This window comes from Frankia sp. QA3 (assembly GCF_000262465.1).
Lineage (GTDB): Bacteria > Actinomycetota > Actinomycetes > Frankiales > Frankiaceae > Frankia.
This window is the reverse complement of the sequence record NZ_CM001489.1, coordinates 2,567,787-2,586,150: the sequence shown is the minus strand read 5'-3', so window position 1 is coordinate 2,586,150 and position 18,364 is coordinate 2,567,787. Positions and strand designations below refer to the sequence as shown.

Sequence of the window (18,364 nt, the reverse complement as noted above, 5' to 3'; positions counted from 1 at the left end):
GAGGCCCGGCGTCAGGCGGTGGCGGCCAGCAGGTCCTCGACGAGCAGCGTGCGCAGGTCGTCGCGGCTCGGCCTGCGGCCAAGCCGGCTCAGCCGGCCGGCCTGTGCCTTACGCATGCCCTCCAGCAGCCTGCGTGCCTCCCGCGCGTTACCGAAGCCACGGCCGCGCGGTAGCTGGGTGAACCATTCGAACAACGCTCCGTCCAGGCCCGCCGCGAGCATGTAGTCGTCATGGCCGGCGATGCGCTCGCAGATCATCACCAGTTCGTCCGCGGAGTAGTCCTCGAACTCGATGCTCTTCGCGAACCGCGAGGCCAACCCGGAGTTCGCCGCGAGGAACTCCTCGATCTCCCGGGTGTAGCCGGCCACGATCACCGCGAGCTCGTCGCGGTGATCCTCCATCATCTTCACCAGCTCGCCGATCGCCTCCTGGCCGAAGTCGCCGGGGAGCCCGCCGGACAGCGTGTACGCCTCGTCGATGAACAGGACCCCGCCCATCGCCGACTCGACCACCGCGGCCGTCTGCGGCGCGGTCGCTCCGACATACTGGCCGACCAGGTCCCGCCGGGAGACCTCACGGAAGGTCCCGCCGGGCAGTACGCCGAGCGCCCGCAGCAACTCACCGTAGATCCGGGCGACCGTCGTCTTACCCGTGCCCGGGGACCCGGCGAAGATCAGGTGATGACTCACCGCGCTCACCCCGAGCCCGGCCGCGCGCCGCCACTCGTTCACCCGAAGCTCATCGATGATCGCGCGCACCTCGGCCTTGACGGCGGCAAGACCGATCATCGACTCCAGCTCGGCGAGCAGCTTCGCGACGAGCTCCGGATCCCCACGCGAGGTGCGCTCGATCGCGGGGCCGGCCGCCCCGGCCCCGATCTGGCCGTTGCCACGCCCCGGGCCCGCGGACTCGTGCGCACGCACCGTCGGGTTCGCGCCGGAGGCGATGTCGACGCCGGGCGGCGCCGTGTTCTCCACCCGGGTGTCCGACAGCAGGCCGCCGCAGCCCGGACCGAACCGAACCCCGGCGTCGCGCGTGTCGTGAATCCAGCAGTCGATGATCCGCGGCGAGCTGCTGTGCGCGATTTCCAGGCCGAACCCTCCGCTGCGGGAGATGTCGCAGCGTTCGATGACGGGGCGCGCGCCCTGGTAGACGTAGACGCCGCGGTTCCCGCAGCGTTCGATGGTGCAGTCCCGGATCGTCGGGTCGGCACCGAGCCGTACGATGATCCCGTCCTCGTCGACGTCGGTGATCTCGCAGCCCTCGACGAGGCCGCCGGCGTCCTCGATGACCAGCCCGCCGCGCCCACCGGTCACCCGCACGCCGGCGAGGGCCAGCTCGGCCTGGTCGCCCGCGACGATCCCGTGGCCGCCGGCCGAGGCCACGGTGCAGTCCCGCAGCGCGAGCCGCCCACCGCTGACCGCCACCGCCGGGGCGTCGACCGCGCGCAGCACGAGACCGGTGACGGTGACCGTCTGGCCCGCCGCCAGTTCACCGGCGAGGGCCGACCGATCGTGATCACCTGGTTCGACCACCACCGAGCCCGGGTCACCCAGGACCGTCAGCAGCAGATCGCGGTTGTCGGCGGTCAGGACGAGGGATTCGGCGTATTCACCGGGCGCGATCCTTATCGTCGCACCCGCCGGCGCGGCGCAGACCGCGTCCTCGATCGTGCCGAAGGCGCCGTGCTGGCGCGGCGAGACCAGAAGAACGCGCGTCATGGCTCCGTCCGGGACGAGTTTCCCAGCGAACCCTAACGCAGCCGGACCCGGCTGTAAGCTTCACCGGACGATTGCCCGGGATCACCGGCCGCCGGCGACGGGGAAACGCTTACATCATGCGCGACCAGGCATACCGCGACCAGGCATCGCCCGGCGGAACACCCGCAGACGGCGAGGTGCGCGGCGGAGCGCGAAGCGGCGGAGCGCACCACGGCGAGGCGGAGTCCGGCCCGGGGCGGAGCGAGGACGCGCGGGTCGGTGGGACCGATGCCGGCCCGCCGCAATGGCAGCCTGCCGACGCGGCCGAGCGGGCGCTGCTGGACGCTGTGTCGCGTGCGGACTGCGCCGCCTTCTTCACGATGGTCATGTCCAGCCGGCTGCGGATACCGACCCGGTCGACCGGAGCGCCACCCGGTCCGGCTGCCACGACTTTCTGTACCTGGCAGGTGGGTGACCGTCGTTTCCTGATCGCATTCACCTCGCCGCGGCTTCTGATGGCGAACATGGCTGACGTCGCCGACGGATTCCTTTCCCTGTCGTTCGACGAGCTGGTGGAGACCTGGCCGGATCCGCACCTTCGGCTCGCCCTCAACCTCGGCACGCCGATCGACGCCTTCGTCCGGATCGACACGGTCGCCCGCGCCGCCCGCGGTGACCTCGAGGTCGCGTTGCCCGGCGGACAGCGCAGCGCCGGCCAAACCGCGACGATGACGCCGAGCGCGGCGGCGATACCGCCGTCGCGACCCACGCCGCCGTCGCCGTCACCCCCGTGAGGGAATCCCCGCCGGGGGAGTCCCCGCCGGGGGAGTCGCCGCCGGGGGAATGCGGCCGATGCCGTTGTCGTCGGTCCCCATTTCCGGTCCAATGGGAGACGGGCGGGAACCGTACCGCAGGACGCGGTTCGTGCCGGGCGGTCCGGTGAAGAGCCGGGCCCCGGCGGGGGGATCGGGCCACCAATGCGGCGAACCGGCCGCGGGTTCGGAGAAAGAGCGGGCAGGTGATGGATCATTCCGGTCGGCCGGACTGGGACAGTCTCGTCAACCTGACCACGGGGCTGCGTGCGCAGCTACGCCAGATGCAGGACGTCCAGCGGGAGATGCTCCAGGTCACCGGCACCGCCCGGTCCCCCGACCGGCTGGTGAAGGTCGTGGTCGGGCCGCGTGGCCAGCTCGTCGAGCTCGACATCGACCCGCTCGCGTACCAGCGGCTGAACGCCGCCGCGCTCGCGGCCACGATCCTGGCGACCGCGCGGGAGGCCGCCGACCAGGCGATGGCCCGCGGCCAGGAGCTGCTGGCCGCGCACACGCCGGCCGAGCTGCGGGCAACCGGTCTCGGCGCGCTGAACCTGGACGTCGTCCTGCGAACCCGCGACTCCGACCTGATCAAGGATGGTGGCCTCGATGGGCTTTCTTGAGCTCCGCGGCGGTGCGGCCGACGTCCGGGCCCACGCGGCGAGCCTGACCGAGGCCAGCGTGTCACTGCAAGCGGCGCTGGACGCGGTCGCGGGAACGATCGACAGCGCCGAGCGCGCCGCCCCATGGGGACACGACGAGTACGGCGAGCAGTTCGCCGGGACCTACTACCGGGCCGGGGCCGGCTCGGGACCGCCGCCCGCGGACGCCGCCCGTGACCTGCTCGGTGACCTTCCGGGCCTGCTCGCGCGGATCGCGGACGGCGCCAGCCTGGCGATGGTCGACATCGAAGCGGCGGACGGCCGCAGCGAGGCCGTGATCCGGTCGCTGGCGCCGTGAGGGCCGCGAGGGCCGCGAGGGCCGCCCCGTGAGCTCCGCCCAGCAGGCGCTGGACGACGTCCTGGAATACATCCGCCAGTTCGAGAGCCACGTACCCGTGGCCGGCGCACTGCTGCGGATGCTGGCCGAGATTCCCGAGGGCCGGGAGCTGGAGCTCTACGATCTCGCGGATGCGTACGGGGCGGCGGCCCAGGCGCTGGCCGAGCATCTCGACGCTGTCGCGGACGCGGGAAACGCCATCGCGATGAGCTGGGTCGGCGACATCGGCGCCCAGGCCTACGCCCAGGGCTGGACCGCCTACCTGCAGAACGTCACCGCGACGGCAAACGCCTACGCCGAGCTGCAACGCGGCGTGCAGGAGTTCGGCAACGAGATCGAAATGATGAAGTTCGAGGCGGTCGTCAGCCTGCTGGTGCTCGCCGGCACGCTGTTCGCGGCGGTCATGGCCGTGCTGCCCACCGCCGGTACCAGCCTCGGCGCCGTCCCGGCCGCCATCGCGGCCTGCGAGCGGGCGATCGCCGCGCTCGCCGCGAAGACGCTCGCCCGACTCGCGCTGCGGACGGCGCCGAAAGCCATCGAGCGGGTGACCGCCGAGGCCGTGGCCGATGCGGCGGAGCGTTCCGCCACCGGGCTGGGCCGCCAGCTCGGTGGAAAGCTCGGTAGGCAGGCGCTGTGGCAGGGCGGCACGGAGGCCCTCCAGACCGGCTTCGGTGAGGGCGCCGTGCAGCTCTACCAGATCGAGTCCGGTCACCGGGAGAACTTTGATATCGACGAACTCGCCGGTGACTCGTTCGAGGCGTTCGGTATCGGCGCCCTCAGCACCCCGTTCCGCCACGCGTACCACGGACCGGGCAGCGGGATCTTCTCGCAGGCCGCCGGCACGTTCACCTACGACCTCGGCGTCTACGCCGCCCGCGACCGGGACCAGGTCAGCTTCACCGACTGGCTGAAGGGGGAGAAGGACCGGGTCGCGAAGGCGGCGGTTTCCGGCTCACTGAACGACGTCAACCACGTCCGTAGGGAGCACCAGGCCGGGCAGCAGCAGGCGGCCCTCGTCGCGCCCGAGGATTCCACCTCGCCGCAGGACTCCACCTCGCGCGAGGACTCCGCACCGCGCGAGGACTCCGCACCGCGGACCTCCGGACGGCAGGAGCCGGTGCCCCGGCACTCCGCGGGCGAGGAACCCGTAGGCCAGGACACTGCATCCGGTCAGGAGCCGAGGACACCGCCGGCGCTCCAGGAACCGGTGGGAACGCCGAGCACGGCCGCCCCCACCGGCGCAGCCGAGAACACCGCCGTCGAGACCGTCACGGCTACCGGGGGAACCTCGGCTCAGGCTCACGACCCGACGGTCGCCAACCCCGACCATCATCAGGTCACCGCCGATCCACCGACGACGCAGAGCACGCTGGCGGCACATCCGCCGGAGGGCAACCAGTCGACAGCAGACCTGCCGCAGGCCGGCGACCGGCAATCGGCTCGGCCCTTGCCACCCTGGGCCTCGGAGGAGCTTCAGACCGGATCGGCGGGCGTCGACGCGGCGGGCACTGCCCGCATGCCCGCCGGCTCGGGGGCCATGGGCGGGCACGACGGCAGCCCGCACCCCGGCGGCGACACGTTCGGCGCGCAGACACCGCTTCCTCGGGCACCCGACGGTCAGGCGCACACCGGTCACACTCCCGTCGGCGCGTTGCCCGGCGGCCAGACGTCCGTCGGTGAGAACGTCGGCGAGAACGCGACGCTGCCGAATCGACCCGTGGTGGTCCGGGCCGAGCCCCCCGCCGCACCCGCGCCTGTCGGTGCCGAGGGCAGCGCGACGCCGTACGGGCCGCCGGCGCCTCCCGTCCTCGCCGCGCCTACCGGCGGTGGGTCCGCGCATCCTCCCGGGGCAGGGCCGTCGGATGGCCGGGCAGGCGACCGTTTCGTCGCCCGGCACACGCCGGTCGACGAGGACCTCATCGGTCCGCGGCTACGCGAGCTGCGTCAGCACGGCGCGATCGGCGAGACGGTCGACGTCACGTCCAGGGCGGCGGAGCTGACCAACACGTTCCGCTCCGGCACCTACGAGGTGTGGGAGACCGGCGAGCCGAGAACCTTCTACCGGTCTGTCCAGCTTGGTGACGGTGAGGTAGGCGAACTGCGTCGCCGGGTCCAGGACGCGGTGGGCGACGACCCCACCCGGTGGGAGGAGGCCAGCCGGCGGTTCTCCGAGGAGATCGACGCCGCACTCCTGGGCAGGGCTCTGCACGGGAACTACTTCACCGCCGAGCGCCCGGCCGGCCCGCGGGCGTTGACGGATCAGCTCGCCGTCGCGCCACAGTGGCGCGACGGCGGTGTGACGTACGGCGACGACGGCTACACGGCGATCATCGCGATCGAGGTTCCCGCCGGTCATGAGTACCTGCGCGGCCCTACCGCGCCGCAACGCCTCTGGAAGCCCGACCAGCCGGTGGCGGGGCGCCCCGACGTGCACGCCGACCTGGCCGGTGGGGGCGAACAGATCGTCCTGCTGGGGCCCAGGTCGACCGACGGCGCACCGTTGGTGGGCGACGGGTCTCGGGGATGGCGCAACGCGTTGCCGGCGACCGTCGTGGGTGAGTGGGGTACGCGCCCGGAGTACGGAAGAGGAAGCGGCCCGGAGCGACCGCCTCCGACCGGCGGCCCTCCGACCGGCGGCCATCAGGACGGCGGCCATCAGGACCCCGGCAGCCCGGACCCTCGGCACCCGGGCCCCGGACACCCGGACACCCGACGGCCGGCGGGCCCGCCCCTCGGCAGACCGGCGCATCAGGCGGGCCTGACCGCCTCGGCTGCGGCGGCAGGCGGCGATCGGATCGATCCGGCCGACGTCGGCGGCGACTGGTTCCGATCCGCCCGCCACGAGACCGACCAGACGACGACGCCCGGGCCTCGCGATCGCCCCGCCGGTCGTGAGCTGATCGTGGTGACCACCACCGACGGGACGCATCATTTCGAGGTCACGACCCATCCGGCCGAGCCCGCCGGGCCGGACGGCGACGTCCTGGCGCGGACCCGGACCCGCCAGGGCAGCAGAGAGGATCCGCATCTGCTGACGGTCCACGAACGGCTGGCCGACGACCATCTGGTCACGACGCTGGCGCGGGAGATCAGCGAGACCCATCACGAGTATGCGGACTGGCGGAGCTGGCGTGAACGTACCGCCGCGGATCCGGTGCCGATCTCCGCGGACGAGCTGGCCGACCCGTCTCGGTTGCTCGACAACCCGACGGTGCGCTACGAGATCGAGACCTGCGTCCTCGGTTCACGCTACCCCGACGGCACACCCGTCGGCGCCGCCGCGGGCGTCTGGCTGATCTATGACGACACCACGACGAGCATCTCCACGATCAGGTTCACCGGAGGTGAGATCGAGCGGCTCGTCGAGGCGATGCCGACGCCACGCGACGCGCTGCCCGCCCTGCCCACCGGCCAGAAGGTCATCGGATACTTCCGGACCAACACCGAGAGGAGCGCGGCGCACGCGGACCTGGTCAGGGTCCTCCCCGCGCAGGAGCGCGCGGCAGCGGCGGCGCTGGGGATCGACGTCTTGATCTCCGTGCACGACTACGTCCGTAGGACCGAGTACCAGGACGGGTCCGTCACCCGCGCCGACCGCGAGGAGCGGGAGAAGGGCCTGGTGGAGTACAGGTACATCGTTCATCTGAGCACCCCGGCCGCAGCCTCCGCCGCCCCTGCCGCGCGGCTCACGCGCGAGGAACAGAGGGAGGCGGCGACGATCCATCCCGACTCCTCGGACGACCGCGGGATCTTCACCAACAAGCTGGGCAGCCGGTTCACGGTGGAGGCCGACGAGGCGCGGGGCACCACATCGTCGTCCGGCAGGGACACCCGGTGGATCACCGGTCGTGACCGCGGCGCGACCGACGCGCCCGACGGACACCTCCCGGGCGCGGGCCTCGACAAGGGGCACGGCGGCCCGGCCTACGCGGGGTTCCCCGGTCACGCGGAGTCCGGAAACGTCTTTTCGACCTCCGCGCAGTACAACCGGTCCGCCATGGCGGAGGCGGAGCGGCATGCCCGCAACATGATCGGCCACCTGGCGAAGGTGGGCCGCCTGCGCCGCGCCGAGGTCGTGGGAACCGAAACGGTCGCCTGGGAGCTGGTCGGTCTTCGAGATCTGATGGCGCGCAACGCGACGGGCGGCGACCCGCCGGCGGAAGGGCCCGCGATCGCCCCGGAGGTGACCGAATGGCCGCTCCGGCCATCGGCGGGTAGGAACATCCGGAGGTATGTGACGGCGCGGGAAGCGGATGACCTGCGGTTACCCCGATGGGTCACGACCGAACGGCGGTATCGCACACCTCGCGACGAGCACGGAATCAGCCTCATCAGTGCGACGCTGACCAGCTATCTCGGTCCGGACAACGTGTCCGCGATCATCGTTGACGACGAGTGATCGACATCGGCGGCCGGGATCCGCGGCGGCAGGCCGCACGCGGTGGCGCGAAGATCGAGGTGACGCCACCGCCGCCACCACCAGACCGAGCGCCCGGCGAACCTTCGGCCCCGCCGCTGGCCCGCAGTCGGGCCGAGGCATTCCTGTACCTGGAACTGCGTTCCTGCGAGGCGTGTGGAGGTCCGCCGCCACCGCGATGGCTCGGCGCGCTCCACGAGCTCGACGGTGTGGCCGTCCGTCGCTACACCGGGACCTGCCCCGGCTGCCGACGCGACCGTGAGTTCCGGTTCCGGCTGCCGGAACGGCCGCTTTCGGGCGGCACCGGGCCGGCGCCGATGTTCGGCGGGCAGGGGCCATCCGAGCTCATCGACGCCGGCCAGTGGCTGCTGGTCGCGGACGCGTGCGCCCGCGCCCGCGCGGCCGAGCCGACGCCGGCACTCGCCCGGCTCTCCCGCCGGCCGCCGTCGCCGGGACGGATCCAGCCGAGCCCGGCTCTCGCGCTCGCCGCCGTCGAGGAGGTGCTGCGGTTCGTGCCCCCGGACGCGGACACGGTGCCTGTCTCGGCCTGCTGGACCGACGCCGGCCGGGCGCTGCGAAACCGGGAGCCGCACCGGTTTCGCCGAGAGCTTCTGGTCGCCCTGCGCGAGGCCTGGCGCCGAGCGCTGGCTACCGAGGACGACGACGAGGTCCGACCGGCCGAACCGCGCGAACCGGCGGCGTCCAGCGCCGAACCGGCGGCGTCCACCGCCGGGCCGGCGGTGCCCGGGGCCCGATGGGCGGGGCACCGACGGCCGTTCGACTCTCCCGTGCTGAGGGTCCGCTACCGTGCCGGCATCGAGATCGACGGGGCGGGGTTTCCCCGCTGGGAGCCGTTCGCCCGGACCGTGGTGACGCTGCCCGACCCGCCGGCTGCCCTGACCGTCGACGAGATCCACGTCCTGGACGTGCTCACGGCGAACGCCGTGGTGGCCGCGACCGGACCGACGTGGATGCCGACGCCCGGCGACAGCACCCGCGAGGAGAACCACACCCGCGAGGAGAACCACACCCGCGAGGAGAACCACACTCGCGAGGAGAACCATGTGGGCGCCGATGACCGCGCCTCCGGCACGGGTCCGTACCCCACGGCGTCGGGATGGGTGTGGACACACCTGCCCGCCCGCCACACCGCCGCCGGCAGCGGTCGCCGGATCGCGCTCGTTCCGGCCGAGGCCCATGGCGCGTTTCGGCACCGCGGCGGCCTCGCCGGGCTGGCCGGGCTGGCTGGGCTGGCTGGGCTGTCTGGGCTGTCTGGGCTGGCTGGCGGCCCTGACCCAGGAGGGCAACCGGCGGGGTCGGCACCCGTCGGGCTGATCGGGTCGCAACGGGTGGCCGACGCGCTGGTGCGGACGATGGAAAGCCGACTCGGCTACCGCCTACCGGAGGCCTACCGCCTGTTCCTGGTCCGGACCAACGGCGCCGCCCCGGCCAGGCCCGCGGTGCACCCCGACCACGGATTCGTCGTCGACCAGCCGTTCTTCGGGCTGGCCAGGACCGACCGGCACCAGGATCTCTACTACGCGAACGCCTTCTTCGACGACCGGCTGACCGCCGACCACCTCGCGATCGGATACGTCCAAGGGGGTTCGCTCGCCGTCCGCGTCCGTGGCGACGACGCCGGATCGGTGTGGTTCCACGACGCCGACGACGCACGAGACGACGACCACCAGAGCGCGGAGCAGATCAGCGCCCGGCTGCTGCGTCGGGTGGCCGACGACTTCGACACGTTCTGGTTGGCGCTGTGCGCGCCGCCGCCGGCGCTGGCCGCCGCCGCACGCGACGCGGCACTGACGGGACGGGCGAACATCGCCACCGACGTCCCGGGCCTGGCCACCGCGCTGCCCGCCACTCGTTCGCCTCGCGGCGCCGGCACCACCTCGTTCCGATGACGTCGGCTGACGTCGGCCTCGGTGAACCGGAGTCCGCTGCGAGCTGTAGGCCCTGTCCGCCAGCACCTACACCGCCCCGGGGGCTGTTGCGTCCGGGGCACCGGGGCCTGCGGAGGGCGTGCTCGGCCTGGGGCCCAGCCGGCGCGGGCGAGCTCGCGGAGGAACGCAACGGGTCACACACCGTGGCGTTGCAGATCCTGCGGGACGCAGTGGGTACGCGCCATCCATCGCTTGGAATCATCTGTAGACATGGTTGAATCGGGGGATTTCGCCTACGCCGCTCGGCTGAACGACAGGGCCGCCGTGCTGCTCACCGAGGCTGGGCGGACGTGCGACCTCGGACTCCTTGCCGCAGCGATCAAACTGTTCCGCGCGGCGGCGGCCCTGCTCGACACCGCGCCGCCTGGACCGTCCCGCCTTGGTGCCGGGGAATCGTCGGTCGGCAACGGGCCAGAGATCGGGACTGAGCCGCTGATCGCGGGCACCCCACGGGCTCGGGAGGGCGAGCTCACCGACCTGCGCGGCGCGGTGTGGGCTAACCTCGCCCTCGCGCTGTCCCGGTTGTTCGAGTGGGATGGCGATACCCGGGCGCTGGCCGAGGCGGTCACGACGGCCCGGCGGGCCTTGGCGGTCACCCCACCCGAACACCCGGCCCATCCCAGGCGGTTGACGGCTTTGGGCACGGTGTTGTTGCGGCGTTGCGAGGCCGTCGACGATCCCGTCGCCGAACGGGAGGCGGTCGCCGTACTGCGCCGGGCGGTGATGACATCCGCCGCCGCCGACCCGGGCCTGGTGATACGCCTGAGCAATCTCGCCGCGGCGCTGCTGCTGTGGCAGCGGCGGGCCCCGGACGAGCCGGTGCTGGACGAGGCGCTCGCCGCGGCCCGGCACGCGTGCGTTCTGGTCGGCGTCGCGGCCGTTCCGCCCGGCGCGGCCGCCCCGTCTGAATTCTCGCGCCCGGCTGAGGTGCAGGGCCCCCATGATGGGCTCGGTGGAGCGGATGCGGTCCCCGGGTCTGGTGCGGCAGCGGCCGCTGCTGTCGACCCCGCGGTGGACTTGGCCCGCGGCCTCCTGATCGAGGCGCTGCGGATGTTGTCGCGCCGGCCCGGTCGTTCCGCCGACGCCACGGTGGCGCTGGAACTTGCCCGGGCGGCGCTGCGGGACCATTCGCCGGGTTCCGCGGGATGGGCGGACGCTGCCGCCGAGATCGGCATGCTCGCCCGACAGCTCGGTGAGCATGCCGGCGATCTGGACCTCCTCGCGGAGGCCGTGCGCCGCGGTCGGCAGGCATTGGGGGCAACCGGTGGGCGGGAAAGCGCCCGGGCTGCACGACTTGTCAACCTCACCGCAGCGCTCGTCACCGCCTACCGCTGGCTGGGCGAGGAGACGTATGCCGCCGAGGCCGAACAGGCCGGGCAGACGGCGCTGAACCTGTTGCCCGACCGCTCGCCAACCCGCGTGCCGGCCCTGTTCAACCTTGCGACGGTGCTGCTCCTTCGTTACGAACGGTTGGGAGACGCCGAACTGCTGCGCCGGGCGGTCGAATATGGCGGCGAGGCCGTGGCGCTGGTCCCGCTCGGCCATGCCCATCGGGGTCCGTGCCTGGACGTGCTGGCCAGTGTGTTGCATGCCCGCTACCGGGAAACCCGGGATCCGGACCTGCTGGCCGACGCCGTGCGGACCGCACGCGAAGCAACCGCGTCGTTTTCGCTCGACGAGGTCGAGCGCGCGGGCTGGCTGTCCAACCTGGCGCTCATCCTGTTGTCCGACTTCGAGCAGCTCCGACGCGTGCGGCCCGCCGGTTGGCACGTACAGGTGCACCGCCAACTCGGGAGCCACCAGCGACGCGTCCGCCTCGATGCCCGGCACCCGACCCCCCGAACCCGAAGGTCACCGCGAGAAACGGTGACGGTACCCGACGATAATGTCGGCCAATGCCTGGTGGGGACGAAACGGCGACTGGTGGTTTCAGCGACGGAACGCGGCGGCACGCACTGCAGATTCTCGCGGAGGCCCTTGGGTGGCGGGCGCATCCCGTGCTGTGGCGCGACATCGCCGAGGCCGTGGAGGAGCTGTGGGCAGCGGCCGGCGGTACGGACAGTGCCGCCCTGGCAGCCGCGACGACAGAACTCGAGGCGGTCAGCCCGGAGCGGGCCAACCCGGCAGGCCAGGACTCCGGCGAGCCGCCGCCCAAGCCGGTACGGGAGCGCATCGTTGAGACGCAGCATCGGCTCGGCAAGGAAAAGAAGTAGCTGCCCATCGACGCCGTAGCGGCATCCCTTGCATTCACCGAACTCGTCCGCGCCGTCTGACAGGGCGTTGACCGGGGCTCGCGCTCCGGCCCGTCGGAAGGCGGCACCCCCTACCAGATGCGGACCCGGTCGGCCGGGTCCAGCCACAGCCCGTCGCCGGGCGCGGTGTCGAAGACCTCGTGGAACTCGTCGAGGTTGCGCACGATGTTGGCGCGCAGCTCCGGCGGGCTGTGGGGGTCGGTGGTGAGGTACTGCCGCTCGAGCTCGAGCCGCCGCTTGGTGCGCCACACGTAGGCCCAGTTCATGAACAGCCGCCGCCGGTCGTCGCGCGACGCCTCACCGTCCTGGGAGATGACGTAGGCCCGGTGCGCGATGGTCAGGCCGCCGAGATCACCGATGTTCTCGCCGACGGTGAGTGCGCCGTTCACCTTTTCGCCCGGCAGGTTGCGCGACTCGAACGCGTTGTACTGCTCCACCAGCGTTTTCGACTTCACCTCGAAGGCAGCCTTGTCGGCGGGGGTCCACCAGTCGTTGAGGTTGCCGGCGCCGTCGTACTGCGCTCCCTGGTCGTCGAAGCCGTGGCCGACCTCGTGGCCGATGACCGCGCCGATGCCCCCGTAGTTCTCGGCCGGGTGGGCGTCAGGGCTGAAGAACGGCCTCTGCAGGATGCCGGCCGGGAAGCAGATCTCGTTGGTGCCGGGGTTGTAGTAGGCGTTGACGGTCTGCGGGAGCATGAACCACTCGTCGCGGTCGACCGGTGCACCGATCTTGGCCAGCTGCCGGTCGGTCTCGAACGCGGCGGCGGCCAGGGCGTTGCCCATCAGGTCGCCGCGGCGGACCCGCAGCCCCGAGTAGTCCCGGAACTGGTCGGGGTAGCCAATCTTCGGCCGGAACGTCTCGAGCTTGTCGTACGCCCGGAGCTTGGTCTCCTCCGTCATCCAGTCCAGCCGGGAGATCGACTCGCGGTAGGCCGCGAGCAGGTTCGCGACGAGGTCGTCCATCTGCGCCTTGGCGCGCGGCGGGAAATGGCGGGCGACGTACTCCTTGCCGACGGCCTCACCGATCGCGCCCTGGACGAACGCCACCGCGCGCTTCCAGCGGGCCCGCAGCTCGGGCGTGCCGCTGAGCGTGCGGCCGTAGAAGTCGAAATGAGTCTCGACGAACGCGTCGGGCAGGTACGACGCCGCCGTTCGCAGCACGCGGCTGAGCACCCAGTCGCGCCACACCTCGATCGGCGTGTCGGTCAGCACGGTCGAGAGGTGGGCGAAGTACGACGGCTGGCGCACGCACGCCTCCGCCAGCGTCGCGTGCGGGCCGGTCAGCTGCCCACCGAGACCGGTGACGTAGGCGTCCCAGGCGAAGGCCGGGCACAGCGCCGTCAGCTCCTCGGCCGTGGTCAGGTTGTAGGTCTTCTGGACGTCGCGGGTCTCGGCCCGCTCCCAGTGGCCCTTCGCGAGCAGGGTCTCCAGGGCGAGGATCCGCTGCGCGGCGCCCTCGGGGTCGGGGTGCTCTCCCAGCCCGAGCATGCGGGTCAGGTAGGCGACGTACTTCTCGCGCGTCGGGGCGAACCTGTCGTCGCGGTAGTACGACTCGTCCGGCAGGCCGAGGCCCCCCTGGCCCAGGTGGAACAGGTAGCGGTCGGAGTTGCGGTCGTCGGTGTCGACGTAGGAGCCGAACAACCCGGGGCCGCCGGTCCGCTCCAGCTCGCCGAGGAACGCGGCGAGGTCGCGGACGTCGCGCAGGCCACGCGCGCCGTCCAGCAGCGACCGCACCGGGCCCAGGCCGAGCGCCTGGATCGCCTCGGTGTCCAGGAAGGAGTTGTAGAGGTCGGCGATCTTCCGGGCGTCCTCGCCCTGGGTGGCCGGGTCCTGCGCGGCGAGGTCGGTGATGATGTCGCGGACCTGCTGCTCGGCGGCATCGGCCAGCTGCACGAACGGGCCCCAGCTTGAGCGGTCGGACGGGATCTCCGTCTCGGCGAGCCACCGGCCGTTCACGTGGCCGAACAGGTCGTCCTGCGGTCGTACGTCGAGGTCCATGCCCTCGCGGGCGTCGTCGAGGATGCTCACAGAACGGAAGTCTCCAATCGATTGGGCGTTCAGGGAAGGACCCCGCCGAGAACCCCTCGACCGACAGTACGTTCCAACCGGCTCTCGCGAGACCCTCAGCGCTTGGTGAGCAGGTGCGGAGGGGGGAGGGCCGAAGCGTCCGCGGAGGAAGTCGAACAGCGCCCGCAGGCGCCCTTCGAGGTTCCAGTAGGGGCCGCGCCGGGCCGGTACGACTGCGCCCGAGGCGAGGTGCCACAGCGCGATGCAGAGCGGGCACGCTGCTCGTCTTCAACCGGTCACGACGAGGGTTCTCCGGGCGGGCCCGGGAGCTGCTCGATCTCGTCTCGCCTCTGGTCTGCCAGGCGATCGTGCACCGGGAGCGGCTCACCCGGCTGGCCTGCAAGCCCATCCTGGCAGCGCTGACGGACGCCGGGCTGACCACCGACGATCTGGACGGGTTCACGATCTACTCCAGCTCGATCGACCCTTTCACGGTCGGCTCGATCCTCGGCGTGCCGGAGGTGAAGAACGGGACACCTCGACCCCACGGAGTGCAACAGAGCTCCTCGCGGAGCCGTTGTGTTTCCGCGCTGAGCGTCCGCCCCTGGCCTGGCAGGGCACCGCCCGCTTCCCTGAGGTCAGCCGCGGGCCTCGATCGACTGATCACCGTGGAAGTGGGTGTTCACGACGATCCACGGTACGGCGTCGGTCACCGTGGCTACGGCAGCCCGTAGCCCGCGGGCCCGTCGAGCTCTGCTCGAGAAGACGGCGGCCGCCACCGGCGTGACATGGTGGGAGGTGTTCCCGCCCTCCGATCCGTCGACCGTACCCTTCTCAGCTCGGGCCGCGGACCCAGCGTTCGTCGAAGAGCTCGTCGGTGGGCGCGGGGCCGGGCAGCGGGCGGACGGCGCCGCCTGTGCGCAGACCGTCCAGGCAGATGGCAATGAGTCGGTTGCGGGCCCGGGTGGCTGCGTCGATGAGGTCGTCACGGCCCTGTCGGCGGAGCTGGTCGAGGACCGGCGACCCCCCGAGCTGTTCGATGAGCAGGGAGACGTCGACGGCCGTCACGTCGGGGCGCAGCACGCCGGCTGCGCGGGCGCGGGCGACGAGCGTGGCCAGCAGGGCGTCGCCTTGTGCGCTCCTGGCCGCCATCTCCTCCGTGATCTCGATCGTCCCGGCGATCGGTGCCAGCGTGCCCTGTCCGAACTCGACGCATGACGTGATGAAGCCGACCAGTCCGTCCCAGGGGTCGGCCGCGGCGAGGCCGCGTTCAGCGGCCTCGTTCCAGTGTTCCAGGGAGAGCAGGGACAGCCGCTGGAAGAGCTCCTCCTTGCTGCGGTAGCGGCGGTAGAGGCTGCCGATCCCGACTCCGGCGCGGGCGGCGATCGCGGCGACGGAGGCATGGGAGCCCTCGAGAGCCAGCACGTCCCGGGCCGCCTGCAGCAGAGCCCGGTCATTGCGTTCGGCCTCGGCCTGGCGAGGCGCGCGGCGTCTGCTCCCGGTCACGGGCGCAATCCTATCGTTGCGGAGCAAATCGCTCCGTTATAGTGTGCGGGCAATCGGAGTGCATTGCTCCGATTGAGGTGGCAGGAGAGGGGAGGTGCTCAAGGCGTGCACGCTGTCGTCATGGAGCGGTTCGGTGGCCCGCAGGTGCTCCAGTACCGCGAGGTGGCGGACCCCTCGCCGGGGCCGGGGCAGGTGCTGGTGACGGTCGAGTACGCCGGCATCACGTTTGTCGAGACGCAGGTGCGGGGCGGGCGAGGCCCGGCAGCCCGGCAGCGCCCGCCGTTGCCGCGGATCCCCGGCAACGGGGTCGCCGGTCTGGTTACGGCCGTCGGCCCCGACGTTGCGGGAGATCTCGTCGAAACTCCGGTCGTGACCACGACGGGCGGAACCGGTGGCTACGCCGAGCTCGCCGTCGCCAACGTGGCCGACATCATCCCCCTCCCGGCCGGGCTGTCGATGCGCGACGCCGCGGCCCTGCTCGCGGACGGTCGCACCGCCGTGATGCTGCACCGGCGCGCGGCGGTGACGCCGGGGGAGCGGGTGCTCGTCCTCGCCGCCGGCGGTGGGCTCGGCAGCCTGCTCGTCCAGCTGGCGGTGAGAACGGGGGCGAAGGTAATCGGCGCCGCCGGCGGCGAGGCCAAGGGTGCACTGGTGACCAGACTCGGTGCGGTCGGCTATGTCGATTACGGAATGCAGGGATGGGAGCGGGAGGTCCTCGCGGCGACCGGCTCGGGTGTCGACCTGATCTTCGATGGTGTCGGCGGCGAGCTCGGTGCGCGGGCCGTGACGACCTTGCGCCCGGGTGGACGGGTGAGCCTCTACGGCATGGCGGCCGGGAGCTGGACCGATCCCGGGCCGCAGCAGGTGCGCGTCGTCCCCGACGCCGGCGTGCCGAGCCCGGTGGAGATCCGCGGCTTCGCGCAGGAGGCACTGAGCCTCGCGGCTGCCGGCCACCTCCACCCGGTGATCGGTCAGACCTATCCGTTAGCCGAGGCGGCGCAGGCTCACCGCGCCATCGAGGGACGCACGACCATCGGCAAGACCCTCCTGATCCCATGACCGGGCCGGCCGGGCCGGTGATCGGCACCCGCACCGGTGCGGAAGCCGCGAGTATCGTGCCGCTGGCCACGACGCTGCTCGTCGGTGCGATCGCGGCACTGCTCGACACCACGATCGTCGCCGTGGCGCTCGACCAGCTCCGTCACGATCTTGATGCGACGGTGACGGCGATCCAATGGGTCACCACGTCGTACGTGCTGGCGATGACCGCGGTCATTCCCGTGGTGGGCTGGTCCGTGGGTCGGTTCGGGGCTCGAAGGATGTGGGTGTCGGCCCTCGGACTGTTCCTGGCCGGTTCGGTGCTGTCCGGGCTGGCCTGGTCGGCGACCGCCCTGATTGCCTTCCGGGTGCTGCAGGGGCTGGGCGGCGGCATGATCCTTCCCCTGACTCAGCTCATAGTGGCGCGGGAGGCCGGGCCGGAGCGTTTTGGGCGTGTGATGGGCGTCGTGGGCCTCGCCGGGCAGCTCGCCCCCGTGTCCGGGCCGGTGCTGGGCGGCCTACTCATCGACACCTGGGGGTGGCGATGGGTATTCCTGGTCAACATCCCGATCGTGCTGATCTCGCTGACCATGACCTGGCGCTGGTTCCCACGCGACGAGCATCGCTCCGGCCAGCCGCTCGACGTCGTCGGTCTACTCCTGCTCCCGGCCGCGGTGGTCGCGTTGATCTACGCGTTGTCCAGCCTCGAGGCCGCTCTGTCCGGCCGGCCGGCCGGTTCGGTGGCCGCCCTCGTCGTCGGCGCGGCCCTCCTGACGGCGTTCGTCGTGCGATCGAGGCGCCGCGGCGCGGCCAGCCTGATCGATCCGGGACTTTTCAGGGACCGGTCGTTGCGGGGCGCCACGATGATGATGTTCGTCCTCGGAGTCACGACCTGGGGCCCCATGCTCCTGTTCCCGCTCTACTTTCAGCAGCTTCGGGGGTTGTCCGCGCTGGATGCGGGTTTCGCGCTCGCACCCCAGAGCATCGGGCTGGGGCTGGCGTTCCTGGTGGTCGGGCGCTATACCGATCGGGTGGCTCCGCGTCCCGTCGCGGCCGCCGGTCTGACCGTCGCCACCGCCGCCACCGTGCCTTTCGTCTTCGCAACCGATCACAGTGATCTGCGGATGCTCGGCTTGGCCCTGTTCGTGCGCGGCCTCGGACTCGGCGTCGCCAGCCTGCCCGTCAGCGTTGCCCTCTACACAACGTTGCGACCGACAGCGGTCCCCGGGGCCACCAGCGCCAGCACCGTCGTCCAGCGTGTCGGTGCCGCCTGCGGCACGGCGCTGACCGCCGTCATTCTCCAGGCGAGTGGCTTCGCCTCGGCACTTACTTGGATGCTCGTGTTCACCGCTGCCGCCCTTGCCGCGAGTGCGCTGCTGCCCGGACGCGCGCCAGCGAGACCAGGGTGCCTCGAGCGCCAGCCGCGGGCGGTGGACGAGCAGCCGTCGACGAAAAGCATCCATCCATGACCTACACCGAAGGTCTGGCCCGGGTCGACCAGTTCCACCCCGGCCAGCGCGTCCAGGGCTGCGACACAAGCCCACCGGCTGCCGTAACCACGTGACGACACGGCGCCGCCTACTCGGCCACCCACAGCGGGGAGTGCGGATCGGGATATTCCCGCCAACCAGTATGAGACCGGGGGCGGACGCCGCGAGGTCGTGACGCCCGCCCCCGCGAATCCG

The 18,364-nt window shown here is 72.0% G+C and carries 12 protein-coding genes; 8 read left to right on the top strand and 4 right to left on the bottom strand.

Annotated features, from left to right (window positions below):
- Nucleotides 1–11 precede the first annotated feature (11 nt).
- On the bottom strand, nt 12–1,721 hold the full coding sequence (locus tag FRAQA3DRAFT_RS10520; protein ID WP_009739039.1) for a right-handed parallel beta-helix repeat-containing protein: 1,710 nt from the start codon (nt 1,719–1,721) through the stop codon (nt 12–14).
- 116 nt (nt 1,722–1,837) lie between these two features.
- Between FRAQA3DRAFT_RS10520 and FRAQA3DRAFT_RS10515 the strand changes: the two genes are divergently transcribed.
- The 5 genes from FRAQA3DRAFT_RS10515 to FRAQA3DRAFT_RS31455 all read left to right on the top strand — a co-directional run bounded on the left by FRAQA3DRAFT_RS10515 (nt 1,838) and on the right by FRAQA3DRAFT_RS31455 (nt 9,838).
- Nucleotides 1,838–2,494, top strand: coding sequence for an SseB family protein (locus FRAQA3DRAFT_RS10515; protein WP_009739038.1), 657 nt, complete (start codon nt 1,838–1,840; stop codon nt 2,492–2,494).
- A 227-nt stretch (nt 2,495–2,721) separates the two neighbouring features.
- Complete coding sequence (locus tag FRAQA3DRAFT_RS10510) at nt 2,722–3,135, top strand: YbaB/EbfC family nucleoid-associated protein (RefSeq protein ID WP_009739037.1); 414 nt, start codon at nt 2,722–2,724, stop codon at nt 3,133–3,135.
- The gene (locus FRAQA3DRAFT_RS10505; RefSeq protein ID WP_009739036.1) at nt 3,122–3,472 is read left to right on the top strand and encodes a hypothetical protein; all 351 of its coding nucleotides are present in this window, start codon (nt 3,122–3,124) and stop codon (nt 3,470–3,472) included. Before FRAQA3DRAFT_RS10510 ends, FRAQA3DRAFT_RS10505 begins: the two co-directional genes overlap by 14 nt.
- Nucleotides 3,473–3,500: 28 nt before the next feature.
- On the top strand, nt 3,501–7,910 hold the full coding sequence (locus FRAQA3DRAFT_RS10500; RefSeq protein WP_009739035.1) for a hypothetical protein: 4,410 nt from the start codon (nt 3,501–3,503) through the stop codon (nt 7,908–7,910).
- Nucleotides 7,907–9,838 (top strand): SMI1/KNR4 family protein, encoded by a 1,932-nt coding sequence (locus FRAQA3DRAFT_RS31455; RefSeq protein WP_009739034.1) that lies wholly within the window; start codon nt 7,907–7,909, stop codon nt 9,836–9,838. Before FRAQA3DRAFT_RS10500 ends, FRAQA3DRAFT_RS31455 begins: the two co-directional genes overlap by 4 nt.
- Before the next feature lie 237 nt (nt 9,839–10,075).
- Here the strand turns inward: FRAQA3DRAFT_RS31455 and FRAQA3DRAFT_RS38660 are convergent, their stop codons facing one another.
- On the bottom strand, nt 10,076–11,707 hold the full coding sequence (locus FRAQA3DRAFT_RS38660; RefSeq protein ID WP_369809409.1) for a hypothetical protein: 1,632 nt from the start codon (nt 11,705–11,707) through the stop codon (nt 10,076–10,078).
- 65 nt (nt 11,708–11,772) lie between these two features.
- Between FRAQA3DRAFT_RS38660 and FRAQA3DRAFT_RS38655 the strand changes: the two genes are divergently transcribed.
- Nucleotides 11,773–12,090: a CATRA system-associated protein gene (locus FRAQA3DRAFT_RS38655; protein ID WP_083873568.1), complete on the top strand. Its 318-nt coding sequence runs from the start codon at nt 11,773–11,775 to the stop codon at nt 12,088–12,090.
- Between the two features lie 110 nt (nt 12,091–12,200).
- Here FRAQA3DRAFT_RS38655 and FRAQA3DRAFT_RS10485 read toward each other — a convergent pair whose 3' ends face one another.
- The gene (locus FRAQA3DRAFT_RS10485) at nt 12,201–14,156 is read right to left on the bottom strand and encodes a M13 family metallopeptidase (RefSeq protein WP_009739032.1); all 1,956 of its coding nucleotides are present in this window, start codon (nt 14,154–14,156) and stop codon (nt 12,201–12,203) included.
- An 813-nt stretch (nt 14,157–14,969) separates the two neighbouring features.
- Nucleotides 14,970–15,641: a TetR/AcrR family transcriptional regulator gene (locus FRAQA3DRAFT_RS10475; protein ID WP_009739030.1), complete on the bottom strand. Its 672-nt coding sequence runs from the start codon at nt 15,639–15,641 to the stop codon at nt 14,970–14,972.
- Nucleotides 15,642–15,746: 105 nt separating this feature from the next.
- On the opposite strand from FRAQA3DRAFT_RS10475, the gene FRAQA3DRAFT_RS10470 reads away from it, so the two are divergent.
- Complete coding sequence (locus FRAQA3DRAFT_RS10470; RefSeq protein ID WP_009739029.1) at nt 15,747–16,700, top strand: zinc-binding dehydrogenase; 954 nt, start codon at nt 15,747–15,749, stop codon at nt 16,698–16,700.
- Entirely contained in the window at nt 16,697–18,148 is a 1,452-nt protein-coding gene (locus FRAQA3DRAFT_RS10465) for an MDR family MFS transporter (protein WP_009739028.1), read from the top strand. Before FRAQA3DRAFT_RS10470 ends, FRAQA3DRAFT_RS10465 begins: the two co-directional genes overlap by 4 nt.
- Nucleotides 18,149–18,364: the final 216 nt, after the last annotated feature.